The following is a 16,689-nucleotide window of genomic DNA, read 5'->3' as shown; positions in this document are numbered from 1 at the left end:
CGGCTCCACCGGGCGGCGCGCGGCCCGGATCGACCGCGCCGACCAGCTCGCCGGCCCCCGTCGAGCCGCGTCGCCGCGCTCAGGACACGTTGCGGGCCAGCAGCGTCGGCACCGACACGAGCCGCTGCTCGCGCTGGCCGGCCCAGCGGTCGTGGCTGAACTGGCGGATGCCGGCCACCAGCCGCTGCACGTCCGGCTCGGGGCGGACGACGAGGCGCAGGAACTGGCTGGTCATCCCCAGTTTGTTGCCGCACTCGCGGACGAACACCTGGTGCTCGGCGAGCAGGTGGTCGCGCAGGTCGGTGCCGTTGGCCCCGTTCTCCAGCTTGACCAGCAGGAAGTTGGCCTGCGACGGGAAGACGTGCAGCTCCGGCAGCCGGGACAGCTCCATGGTCATCCGGTAGCGGTCCATCGCCAGCCGGGAGAGGCTGTCCTCGTAGGCCTGCACGTGGTTGCCCAGCATGAAGACGACGGCCTCGGCCAGCGAGTTCAGGTTCCAGTTCGGCAGGATCTGGGCCATCTTGCGGGCCAGCGCCGGGTTGGCCACCAGGTAGCCGAACCGGATGCCGTGCAGGCCGAAGTTCTTGCCCAGGCTCTTGAGCACCACGACGTTGGGCCGGATCGTCGCCTCCCTGGCGACCGACGCGCCGGGCTCGATCTCCACGAAGTCCACGAACGACTCGTCGACGACCACCAGGTCGAGGTCGGAGAGCTCGTCCATGAAGCGCAGGACCTCGCGGCGCGGGACGTAGCCGCCGTCGGGGTTGTTCGGGTTGCACAGCACGGCCACCCGCGAGCCGCGCGCCCGGATGAACCGGATGTACTCGTCGATGTCGAGGGCGAAGCCCTCGCTCTCCTGCAGCAGGAACATGTCGACCCGCTTGCCGGTCTCCATCGGCTGGTCGGTCCACCGGCCGAAGGTCGGGATCGGGACGGCGATGGAGCTCTCCACCCACATGTGGTCCATCCAGGTGATCAGCTCGGTGGACCCGTTGGACATCGCGATCGTGGCCGGGTTGAGCTGCAGGACCTTGGCCAGCCGGTTCGCGATCGTCTCGTTGGCGCTCGGGTAGAACTTGAGCACGCTCTCCAGGTTCTCCGCGAGCTCGGCGAACATGTCCGGGGTCGGGAAGTACGGGTTGCACGGGATGCAGAAGTCGACCAGGTCGCGGGCACCGTCACCCAGCTTGCGGCTCAGGTCGAAGAAGGACGGGCTGTGCGCGGTCTGGGAGAAGATGTCCTGGTCCGATCCGTGCCGCACGGGTGTCTCCTGTCGTTCTCGGCGCACGCGGGGGCCGGCGCCTGGCACTCGGGAGCACTCGCGATCGCGGACGACAGTTCACGCGGAGTTGACGATCGGCGCGGCCGCGAAACCCGTCACCGACCGTCGAAGCCGTGCGCGACGACCGCTGGCAGCGCGCCGGACAGCAGCCCGTCCAGCACCACCTTCTCGTGCGGGACGACGGGTTCGGGCAGGTCATCGAGGGCGAACCAGCGCAGACCCCCGATCTTGGCGGTCTCCTTGCCGACCGCTCGTCCGCTCCACCGCCGCACCGCGAAGAAGAAGTCGACCCGCTCGTCGATCGGTGAGCGGTTGCTCTGAGTGCGGTGCATGACCGTGAGCGGGGCGAGTGCGTCCGGCGTAACGGTGATGCCGAGCTCCTCCTCCGCCTCCCGGCAGGCGGCCTCGAAGACCGTCTCGCCCGGCTCGACGTGGCCGGCGGCGCCGGCCGCCCAGTGGCCGTCGCGGTAGCCGGTGTTGCGGCGCAGCTGCAGCAGGACCTCGTCGGCCCCGGCGGAGCCGTCGGCGGGGCGGCGGAGCAGGAGCACGTAGGCGGCGGGGACGACCCAGAACGTCACCGGCGAACCCTAGCCGCAGCATCATCAAGGAGTCTTGCGCAAGAAACCTTGTTCAAGACTCCTTGATAAAGGTATGTTGACCCCATGACCGAGGACCTGCCCGGGAGGGTCACCGACCCGCTCGCGCTGCGCGCGCTGTCGCACCCGCTGCGCTGGCGGCTGATCGAGCTGCTCCGCCTCGAGGACAGCGCGACGGCGACCCGGTGCGCCGAGGTCACCGGCGAGAGCGTCGCCAGCTGCTCCTACCACCTGGGGATCCTGGCCAAGTACGGCTTCGTCGAGCCGGCCGACCCCGGCCGCGGCCGGGAGAAGCCGTGGCGGATCACCGTCCGCAGGCTGAGCATCAGCACCGAGGGCCTGGAGCCCGAGGCCGCGATGGCCGCCGAGACCGTCAACGAGGTCTTCCTGGACCACGAGGTCGGCCGGATGAAGGAGGCGTTCCGGCGGTTCGACCGGGAGCCGGAGGCCTGGCGCGAGCAGAGCGGCGTCCGCTCGCGCACGCCCTACCTCACCCCCGCCGAGCTGACCCGGATGCGCGAGGAGATCGAGGCGGTGATGGAGCGCTACGCCGAGCGCGAAGGCGACCCCACCGCGCGCCCGGCGGGCACCCGGCCGGTCCGCCTGATGTTCGCCACCTACCTGCCCGTACCCCTCCCGCCCGACCAGGAGCAGCCGTGAACCCGCTGGACAGCCACCACGTCGTCGCCCACCTGCGCCGCCGGGACCTGGAGCGCGCCGCCGCCGAGCACCGGCTGGCGCACCGGCCGCGCACCGGCCCCTCGCCGCTGCTGCGCCTCTACGCGCGCCTGTGGTGGGCCTCGCGCCCCCGGGCCGGCGCCTGGGGCCCGCCACCCGCGACACGCGCGATCGTCACTTAGTTGCGGTCAGGCTTGACCGTCCGATCTTCGCTCGACTAGACCCTGAGCATGCTGCTGTCGACGATGCTCCAGTACAGCGACGACCCGGTCGCCGGTGCCGACAAGGCGGTCGCCCTGGAACGGGCCGGGATCGACGTGGTGTGGGTGCCGGAGGCCTACAGCTTCGACGCGGTGTCGCTCATGGGCTACCTGGCCGCCAAGACCGAGCGGGTGCAGATCGGGTCGGGGATCCTGCCCATCTACACGCGCACGCCGTCGCTGACGGCGATGACCGCGGCCGGGCTGGACGCGCTGTCCGGCGGCCGGATCATCCTCGGCCTGGGCGCGTCCGGGCCGCAGGTCATCGAGGGCTTCCACGGCGTCCCCTACGACAAGCCGGTGGCGCGCACCCGCGAGGTCATCGAGATCTGCCGCTCGGTGTGGCGGCGCGAGCGCGTGCAGCACGACGGTCTCTACAAGATCCCGCTGCCCGAGGACCAGGGCACCGGCCTGGGCAAGCCGCTGAAGATCATCAACCACCCGAAGCGCGCCGACATCCCGATCTGGGTGGCCGCGCTCGGCGACAAGAACCTGGAGATGACCGCGGAGATGGCCCAGGGCTGGCTGCCGATCTCCGTGCTCCCGGAGAAGCTGACCGAGATCTTCGGCCCCGCCCTCAGGGCGGGCCTGGCCAAGCGCGCACCCGAACTGGGCACGCTGCAGATCGCCGGCGGCGGCATCCTGGCGCTGGAGGAGGAGTTCTTCGACACCGCCCGGGCCGCGGCCCGCGGGGTGTCCGCCCTCTACATCGGCGGCATGGGCGCGCGCGGGCGCAACTTCTACAACACGGTCTTCCAGCGCCAGGGCTACGCGGACGAGGCGAAGCTGGTCCAGGACCTCTACCTCGACGGCCGCAAGGAGGAGGCCGCCGCCGCCCTCCCCGCCGACTACATCGACCGCACCACCCTGATCGGCCCGCCCGGGCAGGTGAAGGAGCGGATCGAGGCGCTGCGCGAGGCCGGGGTGACGCACCTGCAGCTCAACCCGGTCGGCACGGACGTCCCGAAGCTGATCGCCACGGTCAAGGAGTGGCTGAGCTGAGGTGAACCGGGGCGCCGGGCCCGAGGCGCCTGCGCGGCGCCACCGCCGGTGATCCACAACCCGACGTCGCAGACTTTCCGTACCCGGCGCAGACGCCGGGGACCCTGCGCCGGGTACAGACACTCTGCGACGTGGGTCGGCGGCTCGGTGGGCCGGCAGGGGGCCGAGCGGGCTCGCTTGCACCCGGGCTTGACCACCGTTCGCCCGGTCCGCTACACCCGAACCATGCGGCCGGCCCACCGGGACTTCCCCCATCACCCGGATGGCCGCCCGTCCGGCGCACGCTGCGTGACCTCCCGCCTCGCGTTGCTCCAGCGGTGGCGGAACTGACCCGGGCGGCCACTTCGGGCCCCTGTTGTCGCTGACGGAACGTGAGGGCCCACACTCGAACCCGACCCCCGCCCCCGAACGCAGGAGCGCCCCCGTTGCTCGACCTCGCTCTCGCCGTGTCCGACCGACCGGTGAGGCCTGATCAGTACCGGTACGTCGAGACGCACGCCTGGTGGCTCGGTACGTTCGGCCCGCACCAGTTCCTCTCCGAGCAGCGGCTGCGCCTGTGGGTCCCCAAGCAGACCGAGCGCGACTGGCTGCTGGTGCGCGAGCTGACCGGCGGCCAGCGGTGGCTGACCGGGTCGGCCCAGCAGGCCCTGGAGGACGGCTTCGACCTGCGCGATGTCGCGCCGGTCGGCATCTTCGCCGCGCCGCACGGCGCCTTCGACACCTCGGCCGGCTACCAGGACTACGACGTCGACCTGGACCTCGACCGCGACCTGCGGCCCGACGGGCAGTGCGCGAGCCCCGGCCCGGCCCCGCGGGGCAGCTGGAAGGACCCGAGCCCGCAGTTCTTCCGCCGCCTGCCGCTCGACCCGCAGCGGCTGCTCGACCAGCTCGTCGACGACAACCCCGGCAGCTGGTTCGGGCCGTTCGCGGCGGCGGTGACCGCGCTGCGCACCGGGCTGGTCCCGGCCCCGCTGCGCTCGGCGCTGTACAAGGCGCTGACCGGGCTGCCGTCGGTGAGCATCGGGCGGGCGGTGAACCTGGACGGGCAGGACTGCCTCGCCCTCGTGCACGACGCCGGGCCCACCCGCTCCGAGCTGCTGATCGACCCGAGCGACGGCCGCTTCGCCGGCGAGCGCGACACGGTGCGCGCCGACTCCCGCGCCGGGCTGCCCGCCGGCACCGTCATCAGCACCACGGCGGTGCGCACGGCCGTCGTCGACGGGCCCGGTCTGCGCCCCGAGGCCAGCACGGCGTGAGAACGCCGAACACCACCCCGGCGGGGGGTCCCGGGGGGTGGCGCCGCGGCCCGGTGTGCGGTATGCGCCCCATGTCCGGAGGGCTAACCTGGAGGCAGTCCTCGGTGATGACGATGCGATCCGATAGAGGCGGTCCTCAGCGTGTCCACCAGTAGTACCTCCAGTCCAGCCGGCCAGTTCGGGCCCAACGAGTGGCTCGTCGAGGAGATGTACCAGCGCTTCCTCGACGACCCCGAGACGGTCGACCCGGCCTGGCACGAGTTCTTCGCCGACTACCGCCCGACCGACGCCGAGGCCGGCGCGGACGTCGACGACGCCGCCGAGGCGACGGACGCGGCCGGCGGGAAGAGCACGGACGAGGGGTCCGGCCGCGCCACGGCCACGACGAGCGCGAAGGAGTCGGCCGCGAACGGGCGGCCCACCCGGTCGGCGGTCCCGCCGGCGCCCACCCCCACCGCGGAGCGGGCCGAGCCCACCGAGCGCCGCCGCGTGGCCGACCGCGAGGCGATGCCCTCGACGAACGGCGCGGCACCGAGCCGGGCCGAGCAGAAGTCGGCGCAGAAGTCGGCCCCGAAGGCGAAGCCCGCGGCCGGCAGCAACTCCCGCGCCGCCCGGCCGGCGGCGGCCGCCGACGAGGGCTCCACGACCCCGCTGCGCGGCGCCGCGAACGCGGTCGTCAAGAACATGAACGCGTCGCTGACCGTGCCCACCGCGACCAGCGTCCGCGCGGTGCCGGCCAAGCTGCTGGCCGACAACCGGGTCGTGATCAACAACCAGCTCAAGCGCACCCGCGGCGGGAAGATCTCCTTCACCCACCTCATCGGGTTCGCCGTGGTCAAGGCGCTGGCCGACTTCCCGGTGATGAACCGCCACTTCACCGAGGCCGACGGCAAGCCCGCGGTGGTCCAGCCAGAGCACGTCAACCTGGGCCTGGCGATCGACCTGCCGGGCCGCAACGGGCAGCGCTCGCTGGTCGTCGTGTCCATCAAGGGCTGCGAGGCGATGAACTTCGCCCAGTTCTGGTCGGCCTACGAGGACATCGTGCGCAAGGCGCGCAACGGCGCGCTGCAGGCCGAGGACTTCGCCGGCACCACGATCAGCCTGACCAACCCGGGCACGCTGGGCACCAACCACTCGGTGCCGCGGCTGATGCAGGGCCAGGGCGCGATCATCGGCGTGGGCGCGATGGAGTACCCCGCGGAGTTCCAGGGCGCCAGCGAGGAGCGGCTGGCCGAGATCGGCGTCAGCAAGATCATCACGCTGACCTCGACCTACGACCACCGGATCATCCAGGGCGCCGAGTCCGGCGACTTCCTGCGCCGCGTGCACCGGCTGCTGCTCGGCGACGACGAGTTCTACGACGGCATCTTCCGCTCGCTGCGGGTGCCCTACGAGCCGATCCGCTGGGTGCAGGACATCCCCGAGGGCGCGGTCGACAAGACCGCCCGGGTGATCGAGCTGATCGACGCCTACCGCACCCGCGGCCACCTGATGGCCGACACCGACCCGCTCAACTACCGCCAGCGCCGCCACCCCGACCTCGACGTGCTCAGCCACGGCCTCACCCTGTGGGACCTCGACCGCGAGTTCGCCGTGGGCGGCTTCGGCGGCCAGCAGCACATGAAGCTGCGCGACGTGCTGGGCCTGCTGCGCGACTCGTACTGCCGCACCATCGGCACCGAGTACATGCACATCTCCGACCCGGAGCAGCGCCAGTGGCTGCAGGACCGGATCGAGGTGCCGCACCAGAAGCCCAGCGCCGCCGAGCAGAAGTACGTGCTCAGCAAGCTCAACGCGGCCGAGGCGTTCGAGACGTTCCTGCAGACCAAGTACGTCGGGCAGAAGCGGTTCTCGCTGGAGGGCGGCGAGACCGTCATCCCGCTGCTCGACTCGGTGCTGGACAAGGCCGCCGAGCACGAGCTCGACGAGGTCGTCATCGGCATGCCGCACCGCGGCCGGCTCAACGTGCTGGCCAACATCGTCGGCAAGCCGATCAGCCAGATCTTCCGCGAGTTCGAGGGCAACCTCGACCCGGGCCAGGCGCACGGCTCCGGCGACGTGAAGTACCACCTGGGCGCCGAGGGCAAGTACTTCCGGATGTTCGGCGACGGCGAGACCGTGGTCTCGCTGGCGTCCAACCCGTCGCACCTGGAGGCCGTCGACCCGGTCCTCGAGGGCATCGTGCGGGCCAAGCAGGACCTGCTCGACAAGGGCCACGACAACGGCTACACGGTGCTGCCGCTGATGATGCACGGCGACGCCGCGTTCGCCGGGCAGGGCGTGGTCGCCGAGACGCTCAACCTGGCCCTGCTGCGCGGCTACCGCACCGGCGGCACCGTGCACGTGGTGGTCAACAACCAGGTCGGCTTCACCACCGCCCCGGAGCACTCGCGCAGCTCCACCTACTGCACCGACGTCGCCAAGATGATCGGCGCCCCGGTCTTCCACGTGAACGGCGACGACCCCGAGGCCTGCGTCTGGGTGGCCAAGCTGGCCGTGGACTACCGCGAGCGCTGGCACAACGACGTCGTGATCGACATGATCTGCTACCGGCGCCGGGGCCACAACGAGGGCGACGACCCCTCGATGACCCAGCCGTCGATGTACGACGTGATCGACGCCAAGCGCAGCGTCCGCAAGATCTACACCGAGTCGCTGATCGGCCGCGGCGACATCTCCATGGAGGAGGCCGAGCACGCGCTCAAGGACTTCTCCAACCAGCTGGAGCACGTGTTCAACGAGGTCCGCGAGCTGGAGAAGACCCCGGCCAGGGTGAGCCCGTCGGTCGAGCACGAGCAGCTGGTCCCGCCGGACCTGGACACCTCGGTCCCGCTGGAGGTCATCCACCGCATCGGCGACGCGCACGTCGAGCTGCCCGAGGGCTTCACCGTGCACCCGCGGGTCAAGCCGGTGCTGCAGCGGCGCCACCAGATGTCGCGCGAGGGCAACGTCGACTGGGCCTTCGGCGAGCTGATCGCGATGGGTTCGCTGGTGATGGACGGCAAGCTGGTGCGGCTGTCCGGGCAGGACACCCGGCGCGGCACGTTCGTCCAGCGGCACTCGGTGGTCATCGACCGCAAGACCGGCGAGGAGTACTACCCGCTGCGCAACCTGTCGGAGGGCCAGGAGCGCTTCCTGCCCTACGACTCGGCGCTCTCGGAGTTCGCCGCGGTCGGCTTCGAGTACGGCTACTCGGTGGCCAACCCGAACGCGTTCGTGGCCTGGGAGGCCCAGTTCGGCGACTTCGTCAACGGCGCCCAGTCGATCATCGACGAGTTCATCTCCTCCGGTGAGGCCAAGTGGGGCCAGACCTCCGACGTCGCGCTGCTGCTGCCGCACGGCATGGAGGGTCAGGGCCCGGACCACTCGTCCGGGCGCATCGAGCGGTTCCTCCAGCTGTGCGCGGAGGGCTCGATGACGGTGGCCTACCCGAGCGAGCCGGCGAACTACTTCCACCTGCTGCGCCGGCACGCCCTCGACGGCATCCAGCGCCCGCTGATCGTCTTCACCCCGAAGTCGATGCTGCGCAACCGGGCCGTGGTCAGCCCGCTGTCGGACTTCACCGGCGGCCGGTTCCGCACGGTCGTCGACGACCCGCGCTACCGCAGTGCCGAGGGCGGCGCCACCGGCGTGCGCAAGGTGCTGCTGTGCACCGGCAAGATCTACTACGAGCTGGCGGCGCAGGTCGAGAAGCGCGGCATCACCGACACCGCGGTGGTCCGGATCGAGCAGCTCTACCCGGTGCCCGACCGCCAGCTCGCCTCGGTGCTGGAGCGCTACCCGAACGCCGAGGACGTCCGCTGGGTCCAGGAGGAGCCGGCCAACCAGGGCGCCTGGCCGTTCTTCGGGCTCGAGCTGCCCGAGAAGCTGCCCAGGCTGGTCGGGATCAAGCGCGTCAGCCGCCGCCGCATGGCCGCGCCCGCCGCGGGCTCGTCCAAGGTCCACGAGGTGGAGCAGAACGCCATCATGGAGGCGGCGTTCGAGGGCTGATCCCCGCGCGCTCCGTAGTTCAGGAAAGCCACGATGCTGCCCTCTGCGGGCAGCATCGTGGCTTTCCTGAACCAGGGGGGCGGCTAACCTGTCGCCGTGTACTTCACCGACCGGGGCATCGAGGAGCTGACCCAGCGCCGCGAGGGCGAGCAGCTCGACGTCGAGTGGCTGGCCCTGCGGCTGCGCGCGTTCGTCGACCTCAACCCGCAGTTCGAGGACGCCGTCGAGCGGCTGGCCACGTTCCTGGCCCGCGACGACGAGGACGACCTGGACTGAGCCGGGTCAGTGGCGGTCGACGCTGCGCCCCCGCACGGCGGCCAGCAGGTCCGCCGCCTTCCGCTCGATCTCCGCGGCCAGCTCCATGGCGTCGCCTGCCTTGGCCATGCGGTCGGGCTTGGGGAACGGCTTCATCGTCATCCAGGACTCCACCCACAGCGCTTCCAGCGCGTCCTCCCAGGCGAGGTTGGCGGCGATCCGGACGAGCAGCCTGCGGTCGGCGGCGGTGGAGAGGTCGCGGTCGAGGTCGGCGATGCGCTCGCGCAGCTGCCGCACGCGCTCCTCGTTGCGCTTCACCTCCCCTTCCATGCCCCCGGTGACCTCCCGGATCGCCTTCTTGTAGGCGGCGGCGGGGGACTCCGCCGGGCGCTTGCGCAGCGGGTCGCCGGTGCTCACCGGTCCACCTCCGGGATCGGGACGATGACCACCTCGGGGTCGGCGTGCCGCGCGCGGTCGAACCACAGGCCGCGACCGGGGCGCGGCGACCAGGTCAGCAGCATGCCGGGGACCAGGGTCTGCAGTTCGCTGCCCTGCACGTCGAGCGCGACCCACGCGCCGATGTCGTCGGCCGCGGCGCCCATCATCAGCAGCGCCTTGAGCCGGGGCACGCTGCGCCACCACCCCAGGACGTGCACCCCGACCTCGGGGCCGAAGTGGATGAGCGTGCGCAGGGCCTCGGTGCCGGCCCGGTCGAGCACGGAGTCGGCGGCGTCGGCGGCGTAGAGGACCACGACGACGGGGGGCCCCGGCGTCCCGGCGAGCCGGGTGGTGATGTCGGCGGCCACCTCGCGCAGCCACTGGCCGAACTCCTCCAGCGGCACCGTCCGGGTGCTGTGGCCGTGGTCGGTGAACCGGGTCGCGAGCCCGTCGGCGGGTTTGCGGGCGTCGACGACCAGCGGCACCAGCACGGCCTCGGCGGTGCCGTACTGGTGGGTCGCGGCGAGCGCGGCGCCGGCGCAGTCCAGCAGCCGCACGGCGTCCTGCAGGCCGGGCCCGAGCACGCCGATGTTGCGGCCCGGCACGTCGGGCAGCCGGACGACGGCCGGGCTGCCGGCCACGTCGATGCACTGCCCGACGAGTGCGACCGGTTCGCCGTCGGGGCGCGCGTCGGCCAGCAGGTCCTCGGTGAGCGGCGCGCGGGTGCCGTCGAACAGCCGCGGCGGCGGGTGGTCGGCGTAGCGGGCGTGCAGGTGGCGCTGGACGACGTCGACGGTGCCGCGGACGCTCGCGTTGGGCACCCGCACGATCTCGTTGCCGTGCCGCATCCCGGACTCGTGGTTGACGACGGCGTGCCAGCGGGGCAGGTCGAGCGCGGCCTCGTTGCGCTCGTCGAGGATGCGCCGGGCCCGTGGCAGCGCGATCCGCACCACGAACTGCTCGAAGATCGCCGGACGGCCCCAGAACGCCTCGATCCCGGACACGTCCTGGCTGGCCAGCACCAGGTGGATGCCCTGGGACCGGCCGCGGCGGGCGACGTCCTCCAGCAACCGCACGGCGTCCCGGGTGACCGAGTCGCGGGAGGCGAACAGGTACTGGAACTCGTCGATCACGGCCACGATCCGCGGCCAGCGCGTGTTCTCCCCGGGGCGCAGCTCGCCGCGCTCGGCCCGCTCGGCCAGCTCGCGGCGCAGGTCCTCCAGCTTGGTGACCTCGTACTCCTTGGCCGCCTCGGCGCGGCGGCGCATCTCGTCGGAGAGGAAGCGCAGCAGCGCCAGCCCGAACTCGCGATCGGTGTTGATGTTGATGCCGATCAGCCGGGCGTGCGGCAGCCAGGAGCCGTCCTGGCGGCCGGGGGCGAGCTGGGCGAACGACACCCCCTCCTTGAAGTCCAGCAGGTACAGCTCCAGCTCGTCGGGGCCGTACCGGCTGGCCATCGACGCGATCATGGCGAGCAGCAGGTTCGTTTTCCCCGAGCCGCTTGGCCCGCCGATGAGCGCGTGCGGGGAGGCGTCGATCAGCGCCAGCTCGCGGCTGCGGCCTTCGGTGAACCCGATCGGCGCGTGCAGCCCGACCAGCGACTGCTGGGTGCCGGGCTGGTCGGGCAGCAGGTCGACGAAGGTGCCGATCCGCGCCCGGCGGACGTCGTGCTCGTCGGCGATCCGGTGGCAGGCCGCGGCGACCGCGGACGGCTCCAGGGGCGCGTCCGGCTCGACCGGCGCGTGCGCCCCGGTCATCGAGGTGGTCACCAGCCCGTTGGTGGCCAGGGTGATGGTCTCCACCGGGGCGCCCATCGCGATCGGCACGTCGACGAGCACCAGGTGCACCCCGCAGGCCAACCCGCCGCGCGCGATCCGCTGCAGCTGGCGGTCCTCCTCGTCGGGCAGCGCCTGGCCGTTGCCCACCAGCACCGCGATAACCCACGGTTCGTCACGCTTGCCGGTCTCCTGGGCGAGCGCGCGCAGCGACGGCTGGCCGTCGACCAGGACCCGGTTGTGCACCCGGCGGATGCGGTCGGACAGCTCCTCCAGCAGCGGGGCCAGCCCGCTCGGGTCGTGCACGGTCAGCAGGCCGGTGCGGGTGAGCGGGTGCAGGTCGGGCAGCGGGCCGGTGAGCTGGCCGACGTCCCACACGTGCAGCAGGGCCGTGCCCGGCGCGACGGTGCTCAGCACCCGCATCAGCACGCCCTGCACCACCGCGATCCCGGCCTCGCGCCGGCCGGCGGCCGTGATGACCTGCAGGTGCGACTCGTCCAGCAGCGGGACGGCCACGTCGAACGGCGGGGAACCGCCGAGCCGGCCGGTGCCGACCCGCCACAGCGAGGGCAGCTCGCCGGTGCCGTCGAGGTCGCCGGTGCGGGTGCGCTCCAACCAGCCCGCGCCGCGCTCGCCCGCCGGGCCGGGCGCCGCGGCCTCGACGATCGCGGACAGCCGCGCCGGCACCTCGGCGGGCACGGCCAGCGCGCTCGCGTCGCGCTCGACCCTGGCCACCACGTCGGCCACCCCGGAGCTGGTCAGCAGCCTGGCCAGGGCCGGGTCGGCCCGCGCGGCGGCCACCCCCTTCTCGCGCAGCAGCAGTTCGACGACCGCGTCCAGGTGCGCGCGCCGGACCCGTTCGGCGGCCGTCTCGGCGCCGCCGAGCGCGGTCGCGATAGCCGCGCACAGGGCGTCGTAGGCCTCCCGGATGCGCCGGCGGCGCCCGAACCCGAAGACCGCCACCGGCTACGGCCGCCCGCGGGCGCCGGGGGCCGCCGCGGCAGCGGGGCCGCACTGCCGCGGGCTCATCGGCGACCCGCCCCGGTGCGCCGGTTCACAGCCGGGCGGCGACGCCCTCGGCCGCCTGGACGGCCGCGTCGGCGGCCTGCTGGACCTCCTGGACCCCGTCCATCGCCCGGTTGAGCAACGCGATGGCCTCGGACACGTCGGCCTGCGAGGTGCCCTGGGTGACCCGCTGCAACGTGCCCTGCGCCTGCTGCAGGGCCGAGTTGGCCTGCTGCAACGCTCCGTTGCTCTCCGAGATCTGGCTGCAGGCCTGCATGATGCCCGACTTGACCTCATCGATGCTGCTCGTCATCCCCCGGGGCTCCCTGCCGTCCTGCCGCACCTGCCGCTGTTGAATCTAATCCGTCCCGCGGTCGCGCACAGACCCGCACTTGCATGGATCTCCCCGACTGGGCCGAAGTCGCCCTCGGGCCGCCGGGGTCGCGGCGGTGCTCGTGGCCGGAACGCGCCGATGTCGGGGCGTGCGCGGCGTGAGCACCGCATCTACGGTCGGTTCACCGCGGCACCCGTTTCTCCCCCACGACGAGGAGAGAGCCATGACCGAGCCCACCGCGACCCCCACCCCGTCCCCGCCCACCGGCGCGCGGGCCCGGCTCAAGCAGGTCGGACCCGGCCTGCTGGCCGCGGCCACCGGCGTCGGCGCCGGCGACCTGGTCGCCACCATGGTGGCCGGCGCCCAGTACGGCATGCTCCTGCTGTGGGCCGCGGTGCTGGGCACCGTGCTCAAGCTGGCGCTGGCCGAGGGCGTCGGGCGCTGGCACCTGGCCTCGGGCAGCACCCTGCTCGACGGCTGGCGGCGGCTGGGCTACTGGGCCACCGTCTTCTTCGGCGTCTACATCGTCATCTGGGGCTTCGTCTACGGCGCCACCGCGATGTCGGCCGTCGGGCTGCCGCTCAACGCCCTGTTCGGCGGGCTGTCGGTGCGGTACTGGGCGATGATCGCCGGCGTGCTGGGCCTGGTGCTGGTCTGGATCCAGCGCTACGAGGTCTTCGAGAAGTTCATCACCGTGCTGGTGCTGATCAAGTTCGTGTCGGTGGTGTCGATCGCGGTGCTGGCCGCGCCGAACCTGCTCGACGTGGCGAACGGGCTGGTCCCCCGGCTGCCGGAGGGCTCGGTCGTCTACGTGCTGGGCCTGATCGGCGGCGTCGGCGGCACCATCACGATGGCCGCCTACGGCTACTGGATGATCGCCAAGGGCTGGAAGGGCACCGGCTGGCTGTCGATGATGCGGTTGGACAACACCATCGGCTACGTGATGACCGGCATCTTCGTCATCGCGATGCTGGTCGTCGGCGCCGAGATCCTGCTCGGCCAGGAGCTCACCGCCAGCGACACCGGCCTGCTGACCCTGGGCGACGAACTCGGCGCACGGTACGGCGAGTGGGCCCGGATCCTGTTCCTGATCGGCTTCCTCGCCGTCACCTGGACCTCGCTGCTGGGCGTCTGGAACGGCGTCAGCCTGCTGTTCGCCGACTGGACCCGGACGATCCGGCTGCCGCACGGCGCGAAGGCCGAGGTCGGCGTGCCGGCGGCGGCGGGGACGGCCGAGGGCGACACCGACGCCGCGAACACCGCGCTCGCCGGGACCCCGGACGGCACCGCGACCGGCTACCGGGCCAGCGAGGCCGAGCGCAGCCTGCCGTTCCGCGGGTACCTGCTGTGGCTGACCCTGCCCCCGATGGGCCTGCTGTTCATCGACCGACCGTTCGCGGTCACCCTGGTGTACGGCGTGCTCGGCGCGGCGTTCATGCCGTTCCTCGGGATCTCGCTGATCCTGCTGCTGAACTCGCGGCGGATCGCCCGCGACGGGCGCTCGGGTTGGCTGTCCAACGCGATGCTCGCCGCGGCCTCGGCGCTCTTCGTCGTCCTGTTCGTCTACGACGTCATCGACCGCCTCACCTGACCGCCGCCCGTCACCCACCCCGCGCCCTCGCCCACCCCGCCCGTGACCCAAGTTCAGGAAAGCCACGATGCTGCCCGCAGAGGGCAGCATCGTGGCTTTCCTGAACTCAACGGGGCGGGGTCAGGGGCGGGGTCAGGGGCGGGGTCAGGGGCGGGTTCGGGTGCGGGTGCGGCGGTGGTGGTGGGCGAGGGCGCCGAGGGCGGCGTCGGCCAGGACGAACGCCAACAAGCTGAGCCCGAACAGCGGCGCCAGCCAGCCGTAGGCCACCGCCGCCAGCACGACGAGGAACGCCATCGGCTGGGTGAGCGCCCGGATCGTGCCGCGCGGGGCCGGGGCGGACAGCCGGGCGCCCGCCCGGGTGGGCCTGCGCAGCCAGGCCATCCGGTACCCCCAGAACAGCACGCCCAGCAGGCCGACGGCCAGCGCGGCCAGCAGCAGCTGGTTGGGCAGCCCGAACAGCAGGCCCATGTGCGCGGAGACGCCGATGGTGGTGAGCGTGGCCAGCAGGGGGTAGTCGGCCCAGAGCACGGTCTCGAGGACGTCGCCCGTGTACGGGTCGAGGGCAACCTTGTCGCGCTGGACCGGGATGCCGTCGGCGTCCTCGGCGACGGTGTAGACGCCGCCCGGCCCGGCGGGCGCCGTCACGACGAGGCGGTCGACCAGCCCGGCCGCCCGGGCCCGGTCGACGGCCTCGCCGACGCCGATCGGGGTGGCGCCCGGCCGCGCGGGCACCGACTCGGTGCTCAGCGCGGGCGTCGACCCGTCGAACGCGGTCACCACCGCCTGGAAGCGCTCCCCCGCGTAGGTCGACCAGGTCAGCCCGGTGACGCTGATGAAGGCGAGGCCGACGGTCAACCAGAGCGCGGTCACGGCGTGCCAGCCGCGGATGCGGGCGCGCCCGGGCTTGGCCTGCATCGGCGGCAGCACGAGGTCGCGGCGGCGGGCGCGGCGGCGGCCGAACCACAGCGCCAGCCCGCCGACCACCAGGACCGGCAGCCAGCTGGCCGCCGCCTCGGAGTAGAGCCTGCCCGGCTCGCCGAGCAGGAGGTGGCGGTGCAGGTCGTCCAGGGTGGTCTGCAGCGGCGGGTAGCCGAACCAGGTGTCGAGGGTGCCCAGCACCCGTGACGAGCCCGGGTCGACGTAGACGGTGCGCTGGTGGTCGGCGGGGAGGCCGGCCACGTCGAAGGTGACGGCCGTGCTGCGGGTCGGGTCGGTGTGGGCGACGACGTCGGCGAGGGTGCCGTCCGGCAGCGCGGCGACGGCCGCGGCCACCTGCTCGTCGAGCGGGCGGGCGGGGGCGGCGGGGTCGGGGGCCAGCAGTTGCTCGCCGTGCACGAGGTCGGACAGCTGCGGGCTGAACACGTAGGCCAGCCCGGTGAGGCTGACGACGAGCAGGAACGGGGCGACCAGCACCCCGGCGTAGAAGTGCAGGCGCAGCACGAGCGGGCGCAGCTGCGCCCACGGGCCGGGGCTGGTCGGGGTCGGGGTGGGCGGCTCCGCGGTGGTGGTCGGGGTGTCCGGTGGGCCGGCGGTCGTGGTCACGGGTGTCTCCAGGCAGGACGGGGAGCGGCGCGGCGGGACGGCGGCGCGCCGCGAGGGCGGGCGCGGGGTCGCGCTCCGCTCGGGGCAGCCGGCGGTCCCGACCGCAGCCGGGGACGACCCACCCGGTTCAGGAAAGCCACGATGCTGCCCGCAGGGGGCAGCATCGTGGCTTTCCTGAACTCCGGGCGGGGAGGATCAGGAGGCGGCGGGCACCGGTGGGCCACGACGCGGGGCGGCGTGGCGCAGCAGCGCTCCGGCGGGGTGCTGGACCGGCGGGAACGGCAGCGCGGCCGCGGGCGACGCGGCGACCCGCGCCGCGAGCGGCAGCACGACCAGCAGGAACCGGCGCACGGCCGCCCACGCCCTGCGCTCGCCCCAGCGCAGCCAGGCGCCGGTCAGCGCGGCGGCGGCCAGGTGGGCGTAGAGCATCAGGTCGGCGGCGACCAGCACGTGGCCGGCGTGGCCGGCGTGCTCGCCGGTCTGGGTGAGCAGGAGGTGGACGAGCTGCTGGGCGCCGAGCTGGGTCAGCGCGAGGGCGCCCCAGCCCCGCTCCCGGCGGGCCAGCCACCAGGACGGGCCGACGAGCGCGGCGAAGGCCCACGCTGCGCCGCCCGCGTCGACGGACCCGCCGCCGGCGGCGTGCGCGAGGACGGCGGAGGTGACGGCGAGCCCGGCCGCGAATCCG

The 16,689-nt window shown here is 73.0% G+C and carries 14 protein-coding genes; 7 read left to right on the top strand and 7 right to left on the bottom strand.

The features are described from left to right. Positions 1 to 79 precede the first annotated feature (79 nt). Positions 80 to 1,261, bottom strand: a complete 1,182-nt coding sequence (locus tag KIK08_RS16220) for a pyridoxal phosphate-dependent aminotransferase (RefSeq protein WP_214403993.1) — start codon at positions 1,259 to 1,261, stop codon at positions 80 to 82. Positions 1,262 to 1,377: 116 nt separating this feature from the next. Next, the gene (locus KIK08_RS16215) at positions 1,378 to 1,860 is read right to left on the bottom strand and encodes an NUDIX domain-containing protein (RefSeq protein WP_214403992.1); all 483 of its coding nucleotides are present in this window, start codon (positions 1,858 to 1,860) and stop codon (positions 1,378 to 1,380) included. An 84-nt stretch (positions 1,861 to 1,944) separates the two neighbouring features. Between KIK08_RS16215 and KIK08_RS16210 the strand changes: the two genes are divergently transcribed. The 6 genes from KIK08_RS16210 to KIK08_RS16185 all read left to right on the top strand — a co-directional run bounded on the left by KIK08_RS16210 (position 1,945) and on the right by KIK08_RS16185 (position 9,340). Then, the gene (locus KIK08_RS16210; RefSeq protein WP_214403991.1) at positions 1,945 to 2,538 is read left to right on the top strand and encodes a winged helix-turn-helix domain-containing protein; all 594 of its coding nucleotides are present in this window, start codon (positions 1,945 to 1,947) and stop codon (positions 2,536 to 2,538) included. Beyond that, positions 2,535 to 2,738 carry a hypothetical protein gene (locus KIK08_RS16205; RefSeq protein WP_214403990.1) on the top strand — a complete coding sequence of 68 codons (204 nt, stop codon included), beginning with the start codon at positions 2,535 to 2,537 and terminating at the stop codon, positions 2,736 to 2,738. Before KIK08_RS16210 ends, KIK08_RS16205 begins: the two co-directional genes overlap by 4 nt. 48 nt (positions 2,739 to 2,786) lie before the next feature. Continuing rightward, positions 2,787 to 3,818, top strand: coding sequence for an LLM class F420-dependent oxidoreductase (locus tag KIK08_RS16200; protein WP_214403989.1), 1,032 nt, complete (start codon positions 2,787 to 2,789; stop codon positions 3,816 to 3,818). Between the two features lie 461 nt (positions 3,819 to 4,279). Continuing rightward, entirely contained in the window at positions 4,280 to 5,074 is a 795-nt protein-coding gene (locus KIK08_RS16195) for a hypothetical protein (RefSeq protein ID WP_214403988.1), read from the top strand. Positions 5,075 to 5,281: 207 nt separating this feature from the next. Beyond that, on the top strand, positions 5,282 to 9,064 hold the full coding sequence (locus tag KIK08_RS16190; RefSeq protein ID WP_250557123.1) for a multifunctional oxoglutarate decarboxylase/oxoglutarate dehydrogenase thiamine pyrophosphate-binding subunit/dihydrolipoyllysine-residue succinyltransferase subunit: 3,783 nt from the start codon (positions 5,282 to 5,284) through the stop codon (positions 9,062 to 9,064). 96 nt (positions 9,065 to 9,160) lie between these two features. Continuing rightward, entirely contained in the window at positions 9,161 to 9,340 is a 180-nt protein-coding gene (locus KIK08_RS16185; RefSeq protein ID WP_214403986.1) for a DUF6104 family protein, read from the top strand. Between the two features lie 6 nt (positions 9,341 to 9,346). Here KIK08_RS16185 and KIK08_RS16180 read toward each other — a convergent pair whose 3' ends face one another. From KIK08_RS16180 to KIK08_RS16170, 3 genes are all read right to left on the bottom strand, one after another. Then, positions 9,347 to 9,736 (bottom strand): hypothetical protein, encoded by a 390-nt coding sequence (locus KIK08_RS16180; protein ID WP_214403985.1) that lies wholly within the window; start codon positions 9,734 to 9,736, stop codon positions 9,347 to 9,349. Further along, complete coding sequence (locus KIK08_RS16175; RefSeq protein WP_214403984.1) at positions 9,733 to 12,495, bottom strand: FtsK/SpoIIIE domain-containing protein; 2,763 nt, start codon at positions 12,493 to 12,495, stop codon at positions 9,733 to 9,735. The genes KIK08_RS16180 and KIK08_RS16175 overlap by 4 nt, the downstream gene beginning before the upstream one ends. 91 nt (positions 12,496 to 12,586) lie before the next feature. Beyond that, on the bottom strand, positions 12,587 to 12,850 hold the full coding sequence (locus KIK08_RS16170; RefSeq protein WP_214403983.1) for a hypothetical protein: 264 nt from the start codon (positions 12,848 to 12,850) through the stop codon (positions 12,587 to 12,589). Between the two features lie 244 nt (positions 12,851 to 13,094). Here KIK08_RS16170 and KIK08_RS16165 point away from each other — a divergent pair, with 244 nt between their 5' ends. After that, on the top strand, positions 13,095 to 14,462 hold the full coding sequence (locus KIK08_RS16165; RefSeq protein ID WP_214403982.1) for an Nramp family divalent metal transporter: 1,368 nt from the start codon (positions 13,095 to 13,097) through the stop codon (positions 14,460 to 14,462). 144 nt (positions 14,463 to 14,606) lie between these two features. Here the strand turns inward: KIK08_RS16165 and KIK08_RS16160 are convergent, their stop codons facing one another. Further along, positions 14,607 to 16,004, bottom strand: a complete 1,398-nt coding sequence (locus KIK08_RS16160) for a PepSY-associated TM helix domain-containing protein (protein ID WP_214403981.1) — start codon at positions 16,002 to 16,004, stop codon at positions 14,607 to 14,609. 195 nt (positions 16,005 to 16,199) lie between these two features. Next, the coding region (locus KIK08_RS16155; protein ID WP_214403980.1) for a hypothetical protein at positions 16,200 to 16,689 on the bottom strand (490 nt) is incomplete at its 5' end.

This window comes from Pseudonocardia lacus, assembly GCF_018531445.1.
Taxonomy (GTDB): domain Bacteria; phylum Actinomycetota; class Actinomycetes; order Mycobacteriales; family Pseudonocardiaceae; genus Pseudonocardia; species Pseudonocardia lacus.
The sequence above is the reverse complement of the archived record's forward strand: the minus strand, read 5'-3'. Positions and strand labels throughout refer to the sequence as shown.

Coding starts and splice junctions, on each gene's coding strand:
- KIK08_RS16210 (WP_214403991.1), top strand. CDS start 1,945: ATGACCGAGGACCTGCCCGGGAGGGTCACCGACCCGCTCGCGCTGCGC.
- KIK08_RS16200 (WP_214403989.1), top strand. CDS start 2,787: ATGCTGCTGTCGACGATGCTCCAGTACAGCGACGACCCGGTCGCCGGT.
- KIK08_RS16190 (WP_250557123.1), top strand. CDS start 5,282: ATGTACCAGCGCTTCCTCGACGACCCCGAGACGGTCGACCCGGCCTGG.
- KIK08_RS16170 (WP_214403983.1), bottom strand. CDS start 12,850: ATGACGAGCAGCATCGATGAGGTCAAGTCGGGCATCATGCAGGCCTGC.
- KIK08_RS16165 (WP_214403982.1), top strand. CDS start 13,095: ATGACCGAGCCCACCGCGACCCCCACCCCGTCCCCGCCCACCGGCGCG.